The following is an 18,131-nucleotide window of genomic DNA, read 5'->3' as shown; positions in this document are numbered from 1 at the left end:
CCGGTGAGTTTGAACCTGGTGAGAAAGTACCGCTGGCGGCGCGGGGTTATTTCTTTGTACGCCGTTCAAGGGGCCAGCGCAAGGCGCGTTTCCGTACCTGCGCACCCTGGCCGCGGATGTGATGCGCACGCGTGCCCCGCATATGCGGGGCACGCGTCACGTCGCGCGGAAATGCGCAGAGAAGCGCGTCAGAAAGTGATCGGCAGGCGCACATTTACCTGCAGGTCGGGGGTGTCGCGCGTCAGCCCCGCACCCACTGAAAGGTTCAGAGTGTAGCGGTTGCTGAAGCGGTACGAGTAGCCCACCAGCAGGGTGCCCTGCGTCACGCGCACCGAACCCGGCACGGTCTGGCCGTTCTGCTTGGTGGGCCAGATGATGCTCTGGTCATAGCCAATACTGAACGAGGCGCGCTCGTTCAGCGCCAGGCCCATGCCGAAACTGAACTCGAAGATGTCCCCCGGCGCGATCTTGCCCAGCGGTTCCTTCTCGCCGTTCAGCACGGTGCGGCTCACGTTGTCGCGCGCGAAGTTGTGCAGATAGCTGAAGGTGCCGAAGAACACGGCCGGATCGGTCGGCAGCAGCCAGGTGACGCCGGGCTGGATCGCCTGGAAGCCGGTGCCGGTTGGCAGCCCCAGCGGCAACCCGGTGCCGGTGGCATTGCCCACGCAGCGCGTCACGCAGTCGGTGACGACTTCAAACGGGTCCTTGCCGGTATTCGACTTGTAGCGCAGCCAGCCGATGAAGTAGGGGAGCTTCTCGCTGCCATAGTTGAGCTGGTAGCGCACCGTCGCCTCGACATCGCCAATGCCGCTGCCGCTGGCATTGAACACGCGGTCGACTGCGGTACCGGTGAACACTTCGCGGCTGACGGTGGAACCGGAGCTATGCACATAGGGTACCTTGGCTTCGATCTCCAGCCGCTTGGTGATGCCGTAGCGGAACGCAACCGATGGGATGTAAGTCGAGGTCTTGACCTCACGCACATCGATCAGGCCGATGAGGAGGGCCGGGATGATCGAATAGCCGACCAGCGCCACGCGGTTGTTCGACGAATAGCCGTACTGGAAGCCGGGCTCGATCACGAGCTTGCCCTGCGCCGTCAGCACGCCCGGCTGTTCCGTGATCGGCGCGATTTCGGGCGGGCGCGTATCGCGCTCGGGCGGCTTGCCCACGGGCTCGTCCGCGACCACCTGCTGGTACGTCGACTCGCCCTGCTGCGGCTGCCCCGGCTGCACCACCATCTGCGGCGGCTGGTCACCCTGGGTCGCCTGCGGCGACGTGACCGCGTTGGGCACGCCCTGCGTTGCGCTGGCGCCGGCCGCGGCGGCCGCGGCGTTGGTGGCGTTATCCATCGGCGTGACGCCGGGCCCGGCGCCGCCGCGCTTGCGGGACAGCACCTCCGGCCCGATCACGCTGCGCAGCTCACGGATCAACGCTTCCTGCTCAGCGAGCGCGCGCTTCATGGCGTCGAGCTGGCTGGCCTGCTCGGCCAGCTGGTTCTGCAAGGACTCCAGCCCGGCGGCGGGTGGCCCCGCGTCGAGTGTGGTCTGGGCGTGCGCCAGGCCTCCAAGCAACAGCAACGTCGAGCACCCCGCGCTGCGGATGCCCTGCATCGACCGCTTCTTCATGACGTCTTCCTCCCCCGGGACGGCAGACTGGACCTTGCAGGCGCGCGCTACCTCCTGCGCATCAAAGCTACGGTTACGGCTACTCCTACCTCATGCTGGCGGCTCGCAGCAGCACGTTGTTCAGCGTTGCGTTGGCGACCTGTGACCGGAATGCCTGGAGCGTATTCACACTCGTGTCGATTGTCATCAGGCTCCGGATACTCTGATTGTTCAAGGTGTTCTGGATTACGGTCATCGGCGACGTCCCATTGGCCACCGCCGCGGAATTGCCCGCGCCGTTCTGGATTACCGCCAGCAGCCCGTTGGTAACGACCTGGCCGGTTGGCGTTGTCACCGCGGTTGACGGCAGGCCGGCCGCACCGGCGCTGCTTGCCGATGCTCCGTTCGATGCCACCGCCGTGGCCGTTCCCGCGGCACCTGCGCTGCTGCTGCCATTGCTGCCTAGCTGAACGCCCGCCGTGGCCGGGTTGCCCGCCATCGCGCTGTTCACGTCAGCATACGTATTGCTCACAATGGCCGGCGCAAGCGCAGAAGCCAGCTTCGCGGCCTGGTCGCTGGTGATGCGCGCAATGTCCGGTATGTTAATGCTGGTGGCCACCACCAGGGCGCCATTGACGTACACCGCGCGTTCGATTCCGAACGAAACCTGCAGTCCGCCGGCGTCGAAGCCGCCGCGCATTTCATCCAGCTTGTCTTCCGAGACCGGTTTCCAGCCGGCCATGCTGCCCTGGGTAGCGGCAGCCAGTGTTTGGTCTTGCTTGTTCTCTTGCGTGTCCAATACAGTCTGTGCAGGAACCGCGGCCGCGTCAAGGGCGTCCGGCAGCGGCTGCTCGCTCGCCTGCGCGGCGGTGGCACATGCCATGCCGGCGCCGAACAGGACCGCTGCAGTCGCCGTACCGGCTCCCCTGCTGCGGCAAGCGGTGGTATTCGGGGCGGATGTCTCGAACATGATGTGTTCCTCAGAAATCGCTGGCGCCATGCTTTGGCATGACGGTGAAGAACAGGCTGTCCCGGTTGACTCCCATCCAGTAAGGGCCCGATGGCGCTACGCGCCAGTCGGCCGCCAGGTTGAACCGGGCCTGCTCGGTCCGGTTATGGATCACGAACAGCAACTGGCTTTCCCAGATGCTCTCGAAGTGTTCGCGCGAGATGGAGCGCGTGCCGCGCGCCGGATCGCCGATCAGCACGCGATCGCCGCGGACCCCTTTCACCACCACGAAATGGTGGTAGCCGTTCTCGGCGATCAGCACGATCGCGGGTATCTTTGTTTCCTCGAGCTTCGACAGGGGCAGTTCATACCCGTCGGCCAGGAACCCCTGCGACGCCAGATAGCGCTTCATATCCAGCAGGGAGAATCCCTCCTGCCGGATCTTGGCCTGGTCGCCATTGACGAACATGTTGGCAAAGACCAGTTCCTCGCTGACCGGTTGGCCGTACTGGTAGGTCAGCAGGGTTGCCACCGCGGCCGAGCCGCAGCTGAAATCGTATTGCTGACGGATCGTTGTCTTGAAGCGTGCTTCGCGCAGGCTGGTCACCGGCACGCTGTAGTACTCGCCGACAGGCCCGTAGATGCTGATCCGGTCAGCCAGTGCCGGCGGGGTACCACCCAGGGCCAGGACAAAGGGCAGCGCCCGCAGCAGTCTTTGAAGCATCTTCATCACTTGAACTGGACGTTGACTATGGTGGCGTTCTGGATCAACACGTTGTTGCCCGAGTTCTGGATGGCCGTCGGGATGCCCGCAGCATTCGCGAAGGCGCCCTCCGTGATCATGTTGGTGCCGGACAGCGTATGGACCGCGGCGTTGTCCGCCACCGTGCCATGCAGCCGCATGTCGTTGACAACCACTTCCGCACCACCGCGCACGTCATCAAGCTTGTCGCTCGCGACAGCTACCGCGGCCGTGCCAAAAGGATTGCTCGCCGCTGGGGCCACCGCAGCGACAGGCGCTGGCACGGCGGCATCGCCCGCCAGCGGTCCTGCCTGAGCCTGCATGAACGGCCAGGCCAGAAATGCTGCCGTCAGCGCCGTGACAGCAGTGTGGATCGGTTGCATGATGCGTCTCCTCCATGCCCGCCGCGCCCAGCCCCATCCAGCCAGCCGCAGCGGAACTTACAGGTTGTGCCAGGCAGGCATCCCAGCGCGAATCGCTCGCCGGGATGCCCCCCGTCGGCTTGAAGACTTGCACCGGCACCGACCGGCCCGCCCATCCGCCAGAGGCTGGATATGGCTGGCCGGCCGGCCCGGCTCACGTCTTAGCGGCCGACGCTCAGGTTGGCCTGGACGTTGACGCTCTGTTGAACCAGCGAAGCTGCACCAAGATTCTGGTTGGCGACCATGATGCCCGCGGCGGTCTGGCCGACGCTGGTCATCACGTTGGACAGGCTGAACGAGCCGGCAGAAACCGCGACAGTTCCGCCTGCGCCGCCAGCGCCGCCGACTGCACCGTTGCCGGTGCCGCCGTTGCCAACGCCGCCAGCGCCACCGGTTGCACCGACAGCACCCGTCGCACCATTGCCAGCCGTGGCGCTACCGTTGGTCGCCGAGCTCGAAGCGCTGCCGTTCGTGGCCGCACCACCTGCGCCGCCCGCACCGCCAACGCTCGCTTGCGTGCCGCCAGCGCCGCCCGTGCTGGTGGATGCGCCACCCGCGGCCGTCGAGGTCCCTGTGCCGCCTGCGCCACCCGCGCCGCCGGTACCGGAGCCGGCACCGCCGGTTGCGCTAGCCGACGACGTTCCGGCGCCGCCCGCACCGCCAGTCCCCGTGCCCGCGCCAGCAGAACCGGCGGCAGTCGCCGCACCGGCTGCGCCGCCCGCGCCGACCGTGTCGTTACCCGCGCCACCGTTGCCGCTGGACCCACCTGCCGAGCCCGCAGCGCCGCCCAGGCCAAGGCTGGCACCGAGTGCGCTGCCGCCGCGACCGCCGGCGCCAAGTGAAGCGCTCAGTGCGCGTCCGCCCGCGCCAATAGCGTCGCCGCCGCTGCCGCCCCGGGTGGCCGCCGCGCTGAGCGCGTCGCCGCCATACGACTTGGCGTTTCCGCCATCGCCAGCCCAGCCAACCGCCTTGCCGCCGTCGCCGCCGCTACCCGCGCGTGCGCCATAGTTGGTGGCTGCGCCGTTGGTGGCGCTGCCGTTGGTGGCGCTGCCGCCGCTACCGCCGTTGCCGCCGTTGCCGCCGTTGCCGCCGTTGCCGCCGTTGCCTACGCCGCCAATGCCCCTGCCGCCCTTGCCACCGAGGCCGCCATTGGCGTCACCCCAGTTGCCGGCACGGTTGCCCATCGCTGCGATGGTGTTACCGGATACATAGCCCTCCAGCTTGCTGATCGCCAGCGCCTTGCTGGTGTTGAACGCGTTGGAGAAGTTGGCGGTAGCCGTGCTGCCATTGGCTGCGGCCGCATTGCCATAACCGCGCATATCCTGATCTGTGCGGTTCTTGGAGTTGGTATTTGTGCTGGTCCGGGTTGAGGTCCGGGTACTGGTTTTCGTGGTGGTGCTGCTGTCATTGGCCTGCACAGCAGTCGAGTTTTCGTTGGCTGCGGCGCCACTGCCGCTCTGCGTGGAAGTCGCGGTCGCGTTTTGGGTATTAGTGGTCCCGCTATCGTCGGCGTTGTTGGTCGGGTTCGCCAAGGCTTGGCCAGCGCCAAATGCCAGCGCAATCGCCGATGCCAGTAAGGTCTTATTCATACGAAGCTCCCAGGAAGATGTACAGCGGCTCAGCCTCCGGCCGGCGCTCGTGCCGAACGACGGCTGGAGGTTAGGTCCGGCACCCTGCCAAACCAGACTCCCCCTGCGCATAATCGGTGCCAGCTGCGCCACCTGAGGCGCCAACTCCTTGTATTACAAGGCCTGCCCGGCACCCTGGCGGGAACTTTCCGCTGCTTTGCGCGATCGCCATCGCCCTCGCTGCTGTGCACGGCAGCCGACATGTCACATCGCTGTGACACGGCCACTCCCAGCCCGCCTGGAGGGGGTCCGGAGTGGTAGGAAAACGCCTTATTTTTCAGTGCCTTATGCAGGCAGTCAGGATTTGCCCGAGGCGCGACCGTACGTATCGGGACTGAAACACGACACCGAGGGTGCCGTCACCGCCGCCCGTGTCAGGCATCCCACATTGCAGCAGCGCCGCCCCGATGTCATGTTCTCGCCGCCCGGCACAAGCCCGGTCCGCCGCGCCGGCCTGGTCCGCCCTGCAACGCATGCAGCGGCGCCGAACCGACTTCACCCGCACTGGCGCAATCAGCCAAGGGGCCTTGGCGGAGACGGGATGCATCGCCGCAACACTGCGCCGGCGACGTTGTTCCGCAAGCGCCACTGCGGCTATCCATGCTAGGCTCTATGTCTGATTTAAAGTACATTAGAGGCATTACAGACTTGTCATCTCTCCGCAAGGGAAACCATGAGTGAAGCCGTCGTTCCCCTGTATCACCAGATTTACGTCGTATTGCGCCAGCAGATCGTGGAAGGCCGCTTCGGCCAGGGCCCCTTGCCGGGCGAGATCGACCTGGCCAAGCAGTTCCACGCCTCGCGCGTGACCATGCGGCGCGTGTTCGACCGCCTGGTGCAGGAGGGACTGGTGCGCCGCCACCGCGGGCTTGGCACCTTCGTCAATCCGCATCCGGTACGCCCGGCGGCGGCGGCCGGCGAGGAACGCGGCACCAGCCTGCTCGACAACATCATCGACATGGGCCAGAAGACGTCGGTGAAGGTGATCTCGATCGACGAAGTCCATGCCACGCCCGATGTGGCCGAATCGCTGCAGATCGAGCCGGGCGATCCGGTGGTGAAGATCGTGCGCGTGCGCCACTACCGCAACCGGCCGCTGTCGCATATCACGGTCTACCTGCCCGCCGACCTGGGCCGGCCGATCACGCGCCAGTCCCTGGAAGAGCGGCCGGTGCTGCGCCTGCTGGAGGCCGGCGGCGTGAAGCTGGGCCGTGCCACCCAGGTGCTGTCAGCGCGCCTGGCCGACGTGGTGGTGGCGCCGCTGCTTGACGTGCCCGTAGGCGGCGCGCTGCTGGCGGTGCGCCGCGTGGTCAAGGACGCGGCCGGGCGCCCGGTGCAACTGCTGCTCGGCCAGTACCGCCCGGACCGCTATGAATACCGGATGGAGTTGTCGCCGGCCGGCGTGGACAGCGCCAACGTCTGGGTGGAAAGCGAAACCCGCCCGGGCCTGCGCGACTGACCCCGCGGACCGCCGCCGATTTCCCGCGGGCGGCGCTGCCAGGGATGCGCCACGTAACGTTCCGGGCGATACTGCGCATCTCTGATCACATCAAGCGAGGAGCCGTTGCCATGCCAGTGTTCCGCCTGGTCCCGTCCAGCCCGACCCGTTCGCCTTCGATCCCCCGCCGCGCCGCGGTGCAGCGCCTGGCCATGGCCAGCCTGGCAGCGTGCGCGCTGGCCCTGCCGCTGTCCGCCGCCGCCCAGGGGCATCCTCAGGTGGCAGGCGGCAAGCCGATCCGGATCCTGGTGGGCGCGCCCGCCGGCGGCACCACCGACACGCTGGCGCGCACCATCGCCCAGGAAATGTCCCAGGAGCTGGGCCAGCCGGTGGTGGTCGAGAACCGCCCCGGCGCCGGCGGCAATATCGCCGCCGACCTGGTCGCCAAGAGCGCGCCGGACGGCAGCACACTGCTGATGAGCTTCACCAGCCACACCATCAACGCCACGCTGTACAAGAAGCTGCCGTTCGACCCGGTGCAGGACTTCACCCCGATCACGCTGGTGGCCACCGTGCCGAGCGTGCTGGTGGCCACGCCGAAGCTGGCGGCCAGCAACGTGCCCGAGCTGATCCGCCTGGCGCGTTCCGAACCGGGCAAGCTGAACTTTGCCATCGGCTCGGTGGGCTCGTCGCTGCACATGGCTGGCGACATGTTCAAGATGATGACCGGCACCTACATCGTCAATATTCCGTACAAGGGCACCGCGCCCGCGCTCACCGACGTGCTGGCGGGCCAGTGCGACCTGATGTTCGCCAGCACCATCAACGTGCTGCCGCACGTGCGCGCGGGCAAGCTCAAGGTGCTGGGGGTGACCAGCCCCGCGCCGCTGCCGCAGTTCCCGGGCGCGGCGCCGATCGGCGCCACCGTGAAGGGATTCGAGTCGAGCGCATGGTTCGGCCTGTTCGGTCCGGCCGGCATGCCGCACGACGTCACCCAGGCGCTGTACCAGGCCGCGCGCAAGGGGCTGGAAACACCTGCGGTGCGCAAGCGCCTGGAGAACGACGGCGCGCAGCCGATGGGCACGACGCCCGAAGCCTTCGCCGCATTCGTGAAGCAGGACGTCAAGCGCTGGGCCGCCGTGGTCAAGTACTCGGGAGCCTCGCCGGAATGAGCCACACCCCCGCCACGCTGGCGCAGAAGCTGGTGGCGCGCGCCGCCGGGCTGGCGCATGCAGAGATCGGCACGGTGGTGATCTGCCGGGTCGACCTGGCGATGTCGCACGACTCCAGCGGCCCGCGCCGCGTGGCGCCGCTATTGCAGGAGCTTGGCACCGGCGTGTGGGACCCGTCGCGCTACGTGGTGGTGACCGACCATTTCGTGCCGGGCGGCGATGCCCAGGCCGAGTCGATCCTGCGGTTCACGCGCGACTGGACGCGCCAGTCCGGCGCCCACTTCATCGACGCCGAAGGCATCTGCCATGTGGTGCTGCCCGAGCGCGGCCATGTGCTGCCGGGCCGCCTGATTGTTGGCGGCGACAGCCACAGCCCCACCGGCGGCGCCTTCGGCGCCTATATGTTCGGCGTGGGCGCGACCGAGATGGCCGGCGTGCTGGCCACCGGCGAGATCTGGCTGCGCGTGCCCCATACCATCCGGCTGCAATGGGACGGCCAGCTTGCACCGGGCGTCTGCGCCAAGGACATGATGCTGTTCCTGTGCGCCACGCTCGGCATGGGCGGCGGCCGCTACGAGGCGCTGGAGTACACCGGCAGCGCCGTCGCCGCGCTGCCGATGCAGGAGCGCATGACGCTGGCCAATATGAGCGCCGAGCTCGGCGCGCAGACCGGCCTGGTGGCCCCCGATGCGGTCACGCTCGGCTGGCTGGCCGAGGCCGGCGTGCCGGCACAGACGCTGGCCGCGATCGACCTGGCCCACTGGCGCACCGACCCCGACGCGCCGGTGCTGGCCACCCACCGCTTCGACGCCGCGGCACTGGTGCCGCAGGTGGCGGCGCCGCACTCCCCGGCCAACAGCGCGCCGGTAGGCCAGGCCGCCGGCGAGCCCGTGCAGATCGCCTACCTGGGTGCCTGCACCGGCGCCAAACTGGAAGACCTGCGCATGGCCGCGCGCGTGCTGCGCGGGCGCCACGTGGCCGCGGGCGTGACCCTGCAGGTGGCGCCGGCCTCGCGCCGCGACCAGCTGCTGGCCGAGCAGGAGGGCACGCTTGGCATCCTGACTGACGCCGGCGCCACGTTGCTTCCCAACGCCTGCGGCGCCTGCGCCGGCTATGGCGCGGCGCGCTTCCCGGCGGGCAGCCGCGCGATTGCGTCGACGGCGCGCAATTTCTCCGGGCGCATGGGCGACGTCGGCAGCGCCGTGTGGCTGGGCTCGCCGATGACCGTGGCCGCCAGCGCCGTCACCGGCCGCATTACCGATCCCCGCACCCTGCTGGAGTAACGCTGCGGGCCTGACTTCGTGCCCGCCTGGCGGGACAGACTTCTTGCATGACCTCTGCTATCGCCCCCGCCCCCGCTGGCCGCCTCTGGCGCTTCGGCGACAACATCGACACCGATGCCATGGCCCCCGCCGTGCTGATGAAATCGCCACTGCCGGTGCTGGCCCGGCATTGCCTGGCCTCGCTGCGCCCGGAGTTTCCCGGCAGCGTGCGCGCCGGCGACGTGCTGGTGGCGGGTGCCAACTTCGGCATCGGCTCCTCGCGCGAGCAGGCGCCCCAGGCACTGCGCGAACTGGGCGTGGGCGCCGTGGTGGCGCAGTCCTTCGGCGGGCTGTTCTATCGCAATGCCATCAACCTGGGCCTGCCGGTGCTGGTCTGCGCCGACACCAGCCGCCTGGCCGACGGCGCGCACGCGGTGCTGGACCTGGCGTCGGCACAACTGCGCCTGGACGACGGCAGCCTGGTCGCGTGCGAGCCCATCCCTGACTTCCTGCGCGCGATCCTGGCCGCCGGCGGGCTGGTGCCGCACCTGAAGGCGCGCCTGGGCAAGGGCCAGGCGGACCAGGGCTGAGCGAACCTCAGCGCGCAGGCGGCGCCGCCGCCGCGCGCAGCAGGGCCAGCGCCTCTTCGTCGCTGGTCTGGGAGAAATCCAGGTAGAACGCGCCAACCGCGCCGAAACTGGGTGGCGTGTTCAGGCAGATCACCTCGTCGGCCGCGGCCGACAGGCTAGCCAGCCCCTCCCCCGACCCCACCGGCGTGGCCGCCACCACGCGCGCCGCCCCGGCCATGCGCACGCTTTCAAGCGCGGCGCGCATGGTGGCGCCGGTGGCCACGCCGTCATCGACCACGATCACCGTGCGCCCGGCGCGCGCCGGCACCGGCGCACCGCCGCGATAGCGCTGCTGGCGCCGCGCGATCTCGTCGAGCTGGCGGCCGCGCTCGGCATCGAAGCTGCCGCTTTCCACGGCGCGCCGCGCCCAGGGATCGTTATTGACCACCGTGTGCGGGCCGCCGCCGCCGGCATCGCCCTCCACCACCGCGCCCAGCGCCAGCTCGGGATAGCCGGCAGCGCCGATCTTGCGCACCAGCAGCACATCCAGCTGCGCGTCGAGCGCGCGCACCACCTCGAACGCGACCGGCACCCCGCCGCGCGGCAGCGCCAGCACCAGCGCGGGCTGGCCCAGTTGTGCGGCGCCGAAACCCAGCTCAGCCAGGCGGCGGCCCAGGTACAGGCCAGCCTCGCGGCGATCGGCAAAGCATGGTGGCATCGACATGGCACGCTCCGAAAGGTCGGCGGCACTCGGGCCGCGCTGGCCGCAAGGCAAGCGGCGCAGGCAACCCTCAGCCAAATATAGACCCTGCCGCGCAAGGCGTTGGCACAAGTCGCCGGCGGCACCCAGGCGCGGGCAACGCCGGGCAAGTCGCCCCGATTGGGCCCGATTGCGCAACAGTGTGTTCAGGCTGGGGTGGCTGACTGCGCCGCGCTGCAGCATTAGGATGGCTGCACGCGTTGACAACGCCGATCCGCAATTTCCGGGTGCAGTGCCCGGCCCTTGAGAATGAGCCTGACATGACTTCGCCATCCAACCCCCGCGCCCAGCTTGCGCGCCCCGACCACCAATCCGCCCCCGAAGCCGGCCCCCTGGCCGCGCCCGACATCCCGTTCGGCTCGCTGGAAGCCGCGGCAATGGCCGAGCTGCCCTACACCTTCCGCCCGGCCGGCACCTGCACCCGCTACTACAACGAGTTCTTCGGCTGATCCGCGGGCGGCTCGCCCGGTCCCATCACGGTCTCGCATAGCGCGGCCAGCCGTGCGGCCATGTCGCGCGCCGCAGCCGGCAGATCCGGCTGCGCGTGCAGGCTGAGCTCGACGTCGGGCACCGCGGCGGGCCAGCCGTCGTCCTCCAGCACCTGGTGCTGGGCCGTGGCCAGGCGCCGCGGCAGCAGCGTCACGCCCAGGCCGTCGGCCACCGCGGCCAGGATGCTGGCCAGGCTGGCACTGACAAAAGCCACGCGCCAGCGCCGTCCGCCGGCGTCGAGCGCGTGCGTCATCTCGCCGCGGTACAGCCCGCCCACCGGAAACGCCACCAGCGGTACCGGGTCGCGCGCCACCGCCGGGCGGCCGCGGCTGTCGAACCAGCACAGGGGCTCGGGCCAGCTGGCCAGCCCCGGCGCCTGCCCAACCCGCTGCTTGACCAGCACCAAGTCCAGTTCCCGGTCCTGGAAGCGCTGCCACAGCTCATGGCTCATGCCGCTGGTCACCTCCAGCCGCATGCCCGGCCAGTCATCGGCAAACCCGGCCAGCACCGGCGTCAGCGGCCGCGCAGCAAAGTCCTCGGGCACGCCGATGCGGATCTCGCCCTGGCCAGCGCTCTGGCGCAGCTGCCCCACCGCCTCGGCCATCAGCTGCTGGAGGCGGCGCGCGTAGCCCAGCAGGCGCTCGCCCTCGGGCGTGGTGGTGACATAGCGGCCGCCGCGGTCCAGCAGCACGCAGCCGAGCTGGTCTTCCAGCCGGCGCACCTGCTGGCTGACCGTAGACTGGGTCAGGTGCACGCGCTGCGCGGCGCGGGTAAAACTGCCGCTTTCCGCCACCGCGACAAAGCTCTGCAGCAGCACGGGATCGAGGCGAGGGTCGTGCATGGCCGGTTTATCCATTGATTTTTCCACTGCCGGCGATTTCATCATTTAATTTCCCAATTACCAAGCCCCCGCGTACAGTTGGCACGCTGCCCCGGCCCGCGCCCTGCAGCCGCCGGGAACGCCCCTCAAAGACCCATGCCGCCCTGTTCGAGAGCATGCACTCACTTCTTTGCCAACCATGACCACTCACCAGGAATTCATGCGCGAGGCGATTCGCCTTGCAGCGGCCAACCGTGACCGTGGCGCGCGCCCCTTCGGCGCGGTGCTGGTGCTCGACGGCGAGGCCGTCGCCACCGGCGTCAACGACATCGTCCACAGCCACGACCCCACCACCCATGCCGAGATGGAGGCGGTGCGCGCCGCCGCACGCAAGCTGGGCCGTCCCGACCTGCGCGGCAGCGTGATCTACGCCAGCGGCCACCCCTGCCCGATGTGTCTGGCGGCGATGACCATGGCCGGCGTGCAGGCGGTCTACTACGCCTTCGACAACCAAGATGCGGCGCCCTACGGCATGTCGAGCGACGCCGCCTACCAGGCGCTGCGCCTGTCGCTGAACTCGCCGCCACTGCCGCTCACGCGGGTGCCGGTCGATCTCTCTGCGGCGCAGCTCTACGGCCCGCGCGCGCCCCGTGGCTGAGGGCGCGCGCGGCGCCAACGGCAGCGCGGTCCGCAACATCCGCACCACCCCGCGCTGGCTGGTGCTGGCCGCGGTCGCCGGCATCGGCCTGAACCTGCGGCCGTTCCTGACCGCGGTGGGGCCGCTGGCCCCGGCCATCCGCACCGGCACCGGCCTCAGCTACCAGGGCATGGCCTGGCTGACCTTGCTGCCGATGCTGCTGATGGGCGTGGGCGCCTTCTTCGGGCCGGCCATCCGCGAACGGCTGGGTGCGCGCGCTGCGGTGCTGGGCGCGCTGGCCTTGCTGGGTGCCGGCTGTGCGCTGCGGCTGGGCGTGGCGGACGGCACCTGGCTGATCGCCTCGGCCGCGCTGTGCGGGCTGGGCGTGGCCGTGGTGCAGGCCGCCTGCCCGGGCCTGGTCAAGCAGGAATTCCCGGGGCGCGTGGCGCCGGTGATGGGGCTGTACTCCGCCGCACTGATGGGCGGCGGCGCGCTCGGCGCGCAGCTGTCGCCCTACGTGACGGCGCTGGCCGGCAGCTGGCGCGATGCGCTGGCGCTGTGGGCCATGCCCGCGCTGGCAGCCTTGGCGCTGGCCTGGGTGGCGCTGCCGCGCGCCGCGGCGCGCGGCCCCGGGGTACCGGCAAGCCGCCCGGCGGGGGCAACTCGCGCGCTGTTGCGGCGTCCGCGCACCTGGCTGCTGATGGCTTGCTTTGGCGTCATGAACGGCGGCTATGCGTCGCTGGTGGCGTGGCTTGCGCCGTTCTACCAGGACCACGGCTGGAGCGCTTCGGCGAGCGGGTCGCTGGTGGCGCTGATGGCGGTGGCGCAGGCCGCCGCGGCACTGCTGCTGCCGGTGCTGGCCGCACGCAGCCTGGACCGCCGCGCCTGGATGGCGCTGGCGCTGGCCATGCAGGTGGCGGGCTTCGGCGGACTGGCGCTGTGGCCCGACGCCGCGCCGCACGCGTGGGCCGTGATCGGCGGCGCCGGCCTGGGCGGCTGCTTTGCCTTGTACCTGGTGGTGGCGCTGGACCACCTGCCGGACCCCGACAGCGCCGGCGCGCTGAGCGCCCTGATGCAGGGCGGCGGCTTCCTGCTGGCGTCGCTGGCGCCCTGGATCACCGCCATGCTGCACGAACGCACCGGCGACTTCGCCGCCGGCTGGTGGTACCACCTGGCCTGCGCCGCGCTGGTGGGCGTGCTGACCATGCGCCTGGACCCGGCGCGCTATGACGTGTCCTTTGCGCTGCCGCCCGTGCGCGCAGTCGCCCCTCAGTAAGTCTTGTAGGGCAGGAACTTGCCCGACATCTCGATGCGCACCCGGTCCCCGTTGGGATCGGGCTCGCGCTGCAGGTCCATGCGGAAGTCGATCGCGCTCATGATGCCGTCGCCAAACTCTTCATGGATCAGCGCCTTGAACGTGGTGCCGTACACGCTGATGAGTTCGTAGAAGCGGTAGATCAGCGGATCGGCCGGCACCTGCGTCGGCAGCGAGCCCTTGTACGGCACCTCGCGCAGCCAGGGCTCGGCCTCGGGCGGCAGCCCGAACGCCTCCATCACCGCGCGCGCGCCGGCGGCGTCGAATGCCATCTGGCCCAGGCACGCCGCGGTTGTCCATTCCTTGCTGCGGCCGACGCGCTCGGCCACCTGCGCCCAGGTAATGCCGCGGGTGACCTTGGCTTCGATGATGAGGTCGGTGACGTCGCTGCGGTTCATGCTGACTCCATGACAGTGGTAGGTTGGATGGAACCACTCGGACTGCCACGGCGGCAGGGTGGTCATACCACCCCGGCGTCAGCCCATGTCAGCGTGTCAGCGCGGGTTCGATGATGGCCGCGGCGTCCACGGGCGCCATCTCCTGAGGCAGCGCGAACAACGCCGCGGCGGGCGGCGACAACCCCTGCAGCCATTGCAGGGCAAGCACGATGAGCATGACCGGCATGACGCCTCCTTCAAGCACACGAGGCCACTTCCGACTGGTATAGCCCATGGCGCAAGCTTCATGCCATTTCCGCCCCACTGAAATGCGCGCCTGAAGTCCCGTGACGGCACCACGATGGCGCCGTGACGCTACCAGTACGCCCTTCACCGGGCCATGCCGAGGCATCGCGCACCATCGCGGCGTACCCGTTTCTGCGTGCCCAGCCAGGCCGCCCACAAAGCGTGCAACGCCCGCGCCGGGGCCCATTGCCTTGCGAGAATTATTTCCGGTGTAACGTCACATTACCTCCGACCCGGCACGCGAACACCACGCCATGGGCCTGCCGCCATGCGCGCAATGCCTTGATACGCAAGGGCTTCCGGGATGCCGCGCGCTCGGCGCAGGCCTGCGCCAGCGGGACAAGCCCATGTGAGACAGCCTTACAAGTGCAAGCGCGCAGTGCGGGGCCGGCTCGCTACATTGAAGCCGTGTCCAACGCGAACCCGCCAGGAGTCCATATGAAACGCGCCCTCTCGCTGGTGGTGCTGCTGTCCACCACGGCCGCACTGCTGTCCGCCTGCATCGTAGTGCCACCGCGCGGCGGGCCGCCGCCGCGCTACCACCACTACGACCGCTATTGATCGATCCAGCCACTTCCAACCGCCCCAAGGAGAATCCACATGAAACGCCAGCTCCTGCTTGCCGCAGCCGTCCTCGCCACGAGCGGCGTCTTCGGACTGACCGCCCCCGCCGAGGCCCAGCCGGTGGTGGTCGCCCACGGCTATGGCCATCCGCCCCCGCCGCCGCGCTATGAACCGCACCCCGCCGCGCGCCGCGGCCAGGTCTGGGTGCCGGGCCACTGGGCCGCCACCGGCGGGCGCTACGACTGGCGTGGCGGCTACTGGCAGGCGCAGCGTCCAGGCTACCGCTATGTGCCCGAGCGCTGGGTGCGCGGCCCGCACGGCTGGGTCATGCGCCCCGGCCACTGGGCCCGCTGACGCCTCCGCGGGCGGACCTGCCGGCCGGCCCCGGGCCCGCCGCCCTGCCCTCCCGGCAGGCGGTGGCAAGCCCGGTGCAGGCCGGTGCAGCCGACGCCGCAGGGCTCATCCCGAGGTGGGAGACGTCTCTCATCCAGAAGCATTAGGCCATGCGCCCGACCTGCCTGAAAATCAGGCAGGCCTATTTCGAAAACACATATGAAAGCGGCGTTTCATGATTGGAGCAATCCGCCGCAGATATATTACCGATACCCCACGATGGGGTTAAGAACACTACTTACGAGGGGTGTCAATAATGCTATCTGTTTCAGTGCTGCAACCAAATTAAATCCGGATGTCACATCCATGAAACCTCCTGGACCCCGCGCCAGCGCGGCGTTTGCGGAACCTGGACCGGCGCATTTGGGTGATTTTTGAAAGGATTATGTATGTCCTTTCATTCCCACCCCTACTCGTCCCAGACCGGCCTGCTTGCATTCCATTCAACCAGCCCATAAGATGAATTTAAGCCGATTTAGGAGCGAGAATCTTTCGGGTCCGGGTTCGGGTCAACCTTCCAGCCGCCGACAAGTTCCATCCAGAAGAACGGGACTGCGGGAGCATGGAAGCATGGGGGTCAGACAAGCAGCCAGTCGCCGCGGGTGACTGCTGTCCTGCAATGCCCCTCCATACGCAAAGCGCCCCGCAGTCCGCTCCCGAGTAACGGGGAGTGAAGACAATGAATGCGTTGCTGATCGAGGAGCATCCACTGCTCCGGCTCGGGCTGCTGCAGATGCTCGAGAACATCCAGGAGTCCGCCCAGGTTGCCGCCATTGCGCCTGCGGACATCGCCAGGCTGGATTCCCGGCACCACAATGCCGACCTGCTGGTATTCGGCATGCCCGCCGATGTGGGGTCTGGCTGGCCGCAACTCGAACAGGCCCGCGAAGCCCTGTCGCCGCACCGCATCCTGATCCTGGCGGACATCTTGCCATTGCATGTGCCCAACGCGGACAGCGCACGCGGCGTATGCGGCTGCCTGCCGAAATCCGCTTCGCTTGCGGTGATCGAGGCGGCCATCCGGCTGGCGGTGTCAGGCGTGCAGGGGCTGCTGTTCTCGGCCGAGACCGGCTCCATGCCGTCGGCGTCGCGCTCGGCCATGCCGGCGGTGCAGTCGCTGGCCTCGGCCGCGCCGCTGCCGCTGAACCCTGCGCACGCGCTCACAGGCGAGCAACTGTCGCTGGTGGCATGCGCCGGCACGCCCGGAGCCGCGCGCACCACCGTGGCGGTGCGCGACCTCACCTGCCTGCGGCCGGGGCAGCCGCTGTCGGCCCCGGCTTCCACCAGCCCAGCGCCGCTGGTCGAGGAAGAGCCCAGCTACGACGAAGCCGAAATGCTGAAGATCACGCCGCGCCAGTACGAGGTGCTGGTGCTGCTGGCACGCGGCTACCCGATCAAGACCGTCAGCCGCATGCTCAATATCTCGGTGGCCACGGTCAAGAGCCACGCCTGCACGCTGTACCAGCGCCTGAAGGTACGCAACAAGGGCGAGGCCGTCTATGCCGCCCTGCAGCGTGGCGCGACGCTCGAGTGGGTCAGCGGCGATGAACGCCTCACGCGCGGCAGCAACGCGCGCCCGGTGGTTGCATCCCGCACCAGCGACGCCGCGTTCCAGGCCGCCAGCCCGGTGCTGTAATTCAGGACCCTGCGCCGCGCCCGCACCAGACGGGCCGGCGCAGGCGTCTGCCATCTGCCGAACATTGGAGGGGTCACCATGCCGGCAAGCTCTTTCCTGCCCACCGTTTCGGTGTGCATCTCCACGTGCGACCATCCCGAGCAGCTGCGGCACACGCTGCAATCGGTCGCTGATTCCACCATGCCGCCGCACCAGCTCATCGTCACCGACGACAGCAGCGGCTACGACACGCGCGAGATGATGCGCCGGGACTATCCGGACATCACCTACCTGGAAGGCCCGCGCCGCTCCAGGGCCGCCAACCGCAACCGCGCCCTGCGCGCGGCCACCGGCTCGCACGTACTGTTCCTGGATGACCAGACCCTGCTGGGCGCAACCTTCCTGCAGCAGATGACCGAGTCCGTAGCCGACGACCATCTCCGGCGGGCCACCGCCGGCTGCGCGACGCCGCTCATCCTGACCGGGACCGAGGTCTGCCAGGGGCGGCGCGGCGCTCCGCGCAAGCCGGCGTTCCTGGGCTACCCGACACTGGACTACCGCCGCGGCGAGCGCCTGTGCTCGGTGCTGTTGCACAGCGCGGTGTTCCCGCGCGAGCTGTTCGAGAACCTGTCGTTCGACGAGCACCTTGCCGTCGGCTACGACGACCTGGAACTGGCCGCACGCGCGGTGCAGGAATTCGGCTACCGCATTGAGATGGTCCCGAGCGCAGTCAACCAGCGCCTGCCATCGGTGTCGGCCGACCGGCCGTGCCCCGCCAGCGACGCCTCACGGCTGTATGTGGCCTGCCGGCGCTATGACCATGGCCCGGAGCACCCGCTGAAGACGGCATTGTTCCTGCTGTTGGCCCTGCCGCACGACCTTGCGCACCACCTGCGCGCAGCCGGCCTGCGCGGCGCCGGCACCTTCTATGACACGGCGACTTGCCTGTGGCAGCTGCTACGCGGCCCGCGACCAGCCGGGCGCCAGGGGTCAGGGACCGGCCTCAGCGCGCCACTGCCGCGCGACTGACCGCCACGCAGGCCCGGGGAGCGTACCCATTTCTGCG

Annotated in this window: 20 protein-coding genes; 11 read left to right on the top strand and 9 right to left on the bottom strand. The window is 69.1% G+C overall.

Features of this window, described 5'->3' with window-relative positions; translation table 11 throughout:
• Positions 1-188: 188 nt before the first annotated feature.
• From CNE_RS18375 to CNE_RS41555, 5 genes are all read right to left on the bottom strand, one after another.
• Positions 189-1,628 carry an acetate kinase gene (locus CNE_RS18375; protein WP_013951777.1) on the bottom strand — a complete coding sequence of 480 codons (1,440 nt, stop codon included), beginning with the start codon at positions 1,626-1,628 and terminating at the stop codon, positions 189-191.
• An 85-nt stretch (positions 1,629-1,713) separates the two neighbouring features.
• Positions 1,714-2,577 carry a hypothetical protein gene (locus CNE_RS18370; RefSeq protein WP_013951776.1) on the bottom strand — a complete coding sequence of 288 codons (864 nt, stop codon included), beginning with the start codon at positions 2,575-2,577 and terminating at the stop codon, positions 1,714-1,716.
• 10 nt (positions 2,578-2,587) lie between these two features.
• Positions 2,588-3,286 carry a C39 family peptidase gene (locus tag CNE_RS18365; RefSeq protein ID WP_041228501.1) on the bottom strand — a complete coding sequence of 233 codons (699 nt, stop codon included), beginning with the start codon at positions 3,284-3,286 and terminating at the stop codon, positions 2,588-2,590.
• Entirely contained in the window at positions 3,286-3,681 is a 396-nt protein-coding gene (locus CNE_RS18360) for a hypothetical protein (protein ID WP_013951774.1), read from the bottom strand. The genes CNE_RS18365 and CNE_RS18360 overlap by 1 nt, the downstream gene beginning before the upstream one ends.
• 200 nt (positions 3,682-3,881) lie before the next feature.
• Positions 3,882-5,309 (bottom strand): hypothetical protein, encoded by a 1,428-nt coding sequence (locus CNE_RS41555; RefSeq protein WP_013951773.1) that lies wholly within the window; start codon positions 5,307-5,309, stop codon positions 3,882-3,884.
• A gap of 712 nt (positions 5,310-6,021) precedes the next feature.
• Between CNE_RS41555 and CNE_RS18350 the strand changes: the two genes are divergently transcribed.
• The 4 genes from CNE_RS18350 to CNE_RS18335 all read left to right on the top strand — a co-directional run bounded on the left by CNE_RS18350 (position 6,022) and on the right by CNE_RS18335 (position 9,810).
• A complete protein-coding gene (locus CNE_RS18350; RefSeq protein ID WP_013951772.1) occupies positions 6,022-6,807 on the top strand; it encodes a GntR family transcriptional regulator in 786 nt (261 codons plus the stop codon).
• Positions 6,808-6,917: 110 nt separating this feature from the next.
• Positions 6,918-7,958 (top strand): tripartite tricarboxylate transporter substrate binding protein, encoded by a 1,041-nt coding sequence (locus CNE_RS18345; protein WP_013951771.1) that lies wholly within the window; start codon positions 6,918-6,920, stop codon positions 7,956-7,958.
• A complete protein-coding gene (locus CNE_RS18340) occupies positions 7,955-9,241 on the top strand; it encodes a 3-isopropylmalate dehydratase large subunit (protein WP_013951770.1) in 1,287 nt (428 codons plus the stop codon). The genes CNE_RS18345 and CNE_RS18340 overlap by 4 nt, the downstream gene beginning before the upstream one ends.
• A 47-nt stretch (positions 9,242-9,288) precedes the next feature.
• Complete coding sequence (locus tag CNE_RS18335; protein ID WP_013951769.1) at positions 9,289-9,810, top strand: LeuD/DmdB family oxidoreductase small subunit; 522 nt, start codon at positions 9,289-9,291, stop codon at positions 9,808-9,810.
• 7 nt (positions 9,811-9,817) lie between these two features.
• Here CNE_RS18335 and CNE_RS18330 read toward each other — a convergent pair whose 3' ends face one another.
• A complete protein-coding gene (locus CNE_RS18330; RefSeq protein WP_013951768.1) occupies positions 9,818-10,513 on the bottom strand; it encodes a phosphoribosyltransferase in 696 nt (231 codons plus the stop codon).
• 296 nt (positions 10,514-10,809) lie between these two features.
• Between CNE_RS18330 and CNE_RS18325 the strand changes: the two genes are divergently transcribed.
• Positions 10,810-10,998, top strand: a complete 189-nt coding sequence (locus tag CNE_RS18325) for a hypothetical protein (protein WP_041228500.1) — start codon at positions 10,810-10,812, stop codon at positions 10,996-10,998.
• On the opposite strand, the gene CNE_RS18320 is transcribed toward CNE_RS18325, so the two are convergent.
• Positions 10,977-11,879 (bottom strand): LysR family transcriptional regulator, encoded by a 903-nt coding sequence (locus CNE_RS18320; protein ID WP_041228764.1) that lies wholly within the window; start codon positions 11,877-11,879, stop codon positions 10,977-10,979. The genes CNE_RS18325 and CNE_RS18320 overlap by 22 nt on opposite strands.
• A gap of 178 nt (positions 11,880-12,057) precedes the next feature.
• On the opposite strand from CNE_RS18320, the gene CNE_RS18315 reads away from it, so the two are divergent.
• Together CNE_RS18315 and CNE_RS18310 are read left to right on the top strand one after the other, a co-directional pair.
• The gene (locus CNE_RS18315) at positions 12,058-12,516 is read left to right on the top strand and encodes a nucleoside deaminase (protein WP_080569576.1); all 459 of its coding nucleotides are present in this window, start codon (positions 12,058-12,060) and stop codon (positions 12,514-12,516) included.
• Positions 12,509-13,771, top strand: coding sequence for a cyanate transporter (locus CNE_RS18310; RefSeq protein WP_013951764.1), 1,263 nt, complete (start codon positions 12,509-12,511; stop codon positions 13,769-13,771). Before CNE_RS18315 ends, CNE_RS18310 begins: the two co-directional genes overlap by 8 nt.
• Here CNE_RS18310 and cynS read toward each other — a convergent pair.
• The gene (gene cynS, locus CNE_RS18305; RefSeq protein WP_041228499.1) at positions 13,765-14,208 is read right to left on the bottom strand and encodes a cyanase; all 444 of its coding nucleotides are present in this window, start codon (positions 14,206-14,208) and stop codon (positions 13,765-13,767) included. The two genes, CNE_RS18310 and cynS, sit on opposite strands and share 7 nt — an antisense overlap.
• An 88-nt stretch (positions 14,209-14,296) precedes the next feature.
• A complete protein-coding gene (locus CNE_RS41720) occupies positions 14,297-14,434 on the bottom strand; it encodes a hypothetical protein (protein ID WP_013951762.1) in 138 nt (45 codons plus the stop codon).
• A gap of 497 nt (positions 14,435-14,931) precedes the next feature.
• Here CNE_RS41720 and CNE_RS42735 point away from each other — a divergent pair, with 497 nt between their 5' ends.
• The 4 genes from CNE_RS42735 to CNE_RS18285 all read left to right on the top strand — a co-directional run bounded on the left by CNE_RS42735 (position 14,932) and on the right by CNE_RS18285 (position 18,094).
• On the top strand, positions 14,932-15,054 hold the full coding sequence (locus CNE_RS42735; RefSeq protein WP_013951761.1) for a hypothetical protein: 123 nt from the start codon (positions 14,932-14,934) through the stop codon (positions 15,052-15,054).
• A gap of 39 nt (positions 15,055-15,093) precedes the next feature.
• Positions 15,094-15,411, top strand: a complete 318-nt coding sequence (locus tag CNE_RS18295; protein WP_013951760.1) for a YXWGXW repeat-containing protein — start codon at positions 15,094-15,096, stop codon at positions 15,409-15,411.
• A 718-nt stretch (positions 15,412-16,129) separates the two neighbouring features.
• A complete protein-coding gene (locus CNE_RS18290) occupies positions 16,130-17,086 on the top strand; it encodes a LuxR C-terminal-related transcriptional regulator (protein WP_013951759.1) in 957 nt (318 codons plus the stop codon).
• Positions 17,087-17,164: 78 nt separating this feature from the next.
• The gene (locus CNE_RS18285; RefSeq protein WP_013951758.1) at positions 17,165-18,094 is read left to right on the top strand and encodes a glycosyltransferase family 2 protein; all 930 of its coding nucleotides are present in this window, start codon (positions 17,165-17,167) and stop codon (positions 18,092-18,094) included.
• The last annotated feature ends 37 nt before the right edge of the window (positions 18,095-18,131 follow it).

It is taken from the genome of Cupriavidus necator N-1 (assembly GCF_000219215.1).
GTDB lineage: Bacteria > Pseudomonadota > Gammaproteobacteria > Burkholderiales > Burkholderiaceae > Cupriavidus > Cupriavidus necator.
Note: the sequence above shows the minus strand (reverse complement) of the source record. Positions and strands in the feature narration are given on the sequence as shown.

What these genes read in the sequence shown, in the direction of transcription:
- CNE_RS18360 (WP_013951774.1), bottom strand. Translation starts at nt 3,681, where the DNA reads ATGCAACCGATCCACACTGCTGTCACGGCGCTGACGGCAGCATTTCTG.
- CNE_RS41720 (WP_013951762.1), bottom strand. Translation starts at nt 14,434, where the DNA reads ATGCCGGTCATGCTCATCGTGCTTGCCCTGCAATGGCTGCAGGGGTTG.
- CNE_RS18295 (WP_013951760.1), top strand. Translation starts at nt 15,094, where the DNA reads ATGAAACGCCAGCTCCTGCTTGCCGCAGCCGTCCTCGCCACGAGCGGC.
- CNE_RS18315 (WP_080569576.1), top strand. Translation starts at nt 12,058, where the DNA reads ATGACCACTCACCAGGAATTCATGCGCGAGGCGATTCGCCTTGCAGCG.
- CNE_RS18320 (WP_041228764.1), bottom strand. Translation starts at nt 11,879, where the DNA reads ATGCACGACCCTCGCCTCGATCCCGTGCTGCTGCAGAGCTTTGTCGCG.
- CNE_RS18290 (WP_013951759.1), top strand. Translation starts at nt 16,130, where the DNA reads ATGAATGCGTTGCTGATCGAGGAGCATCCACTGCTCCGGCTCGGGCTG.
- CNE_RS18340 (WP_013951770.1), top strand. Translation starts at nt 7,955, where the DNA reads ATGAGCCACACCCCCGCCACGCTGGCGCAGAAGCTGGTGGCGCGCGCC.
- CNE_RS42735 (WP_013951761.1), top strand. Translation starts at nt 14,932, where the DNA reads ATGAAACGCGCCCTCTCGCTGGTGGTGCTGCTGTCCACCACGGCCGCA.
- CNE_RS18345 (WP_013951771.1), top strand. Translation starts at nt 6,918, where the DNA reads ATGCCAGTGTTCCGCCTGGTCCCGTCCAGCCCGACCCGTTCGCCTTCG.
- CNE_RS41555 (WP_013951773.1), bottom strand. Translation starts at nt 5,309, where the DNA reads ATGAATAAGACCTTACTGGCATCGGCGATTGCGCTGGCATTTGGCGCT.
- CNE_RS18375 (WP_013951777.1), bottom strand. Translation starts at nt 1,628, where the DNA reads ATGAAGAAGCGGTCGATGCAGGGCATCCGCAGCGCGGGGTGCTCGACG.
- CNE_RS18370 (WP_013951776.1), bottom strand. Translation starts at nt 2,577, where the DNA reads ATGTTCGAGACATCCGCCCCGAATACCACCGCTTGCCGCAGCAGGGGA.
- CNE_RS18335 (WP_013951769.1), top strand. Translation starts at nt 9,289, where the DNA reads ATGACCTCTGCTATCGCCCCCGCCCCCGCTGGCCGCCTCTGGCGCTTC.
- CNE_RS18330 (WP_013951768.1), bottom strand. Translation starts at nt 10,513, where the DNA reads ATGTCGATGCCACCATGCTTTGCCGATCGCCGCGAGGCTGGCCTGTAC.
- CNE_RS18365 (WP_041228501.1), bottom strand. Translation starts at nt 3,286, where the DNA reads ATGAAGATGCTTCAAAGACTGCTGCGGGCGCTGCCCTTTGTCCTGGCC.
- CNE_RS18350 (WP_013951772.1), top strand. Translation starts at nt 6,022, where the DNA reads ATGAGTGAAGCCGTCGTTCCCCTGTATCACCAGATTTACGTCGTATTG.
- cynS (WP_041228499.1), bottom strand. Translation starts at nt 14,208, where the DNA reads ATGAACCGCAGCGACGTCACCGACCTCATCATCGAAGCCAAGGTCACC.
- CNE_RS18325 (WP_041228500.1), top strand. Translation starts at nt 10,810, where the DNA reads ATGACTTCGCCATCCAACCCCCGCGCCCAGCTTGCGCGCCCCGACCAC.
- CNE_RS18285 (WP_013951758.1), top strand. Translation starts at nt 17,165, where the DNA reads ATGCCGGCAAGCTCTTTCCTGCCCACCGTTTCGGTGTGCATCTCCACG.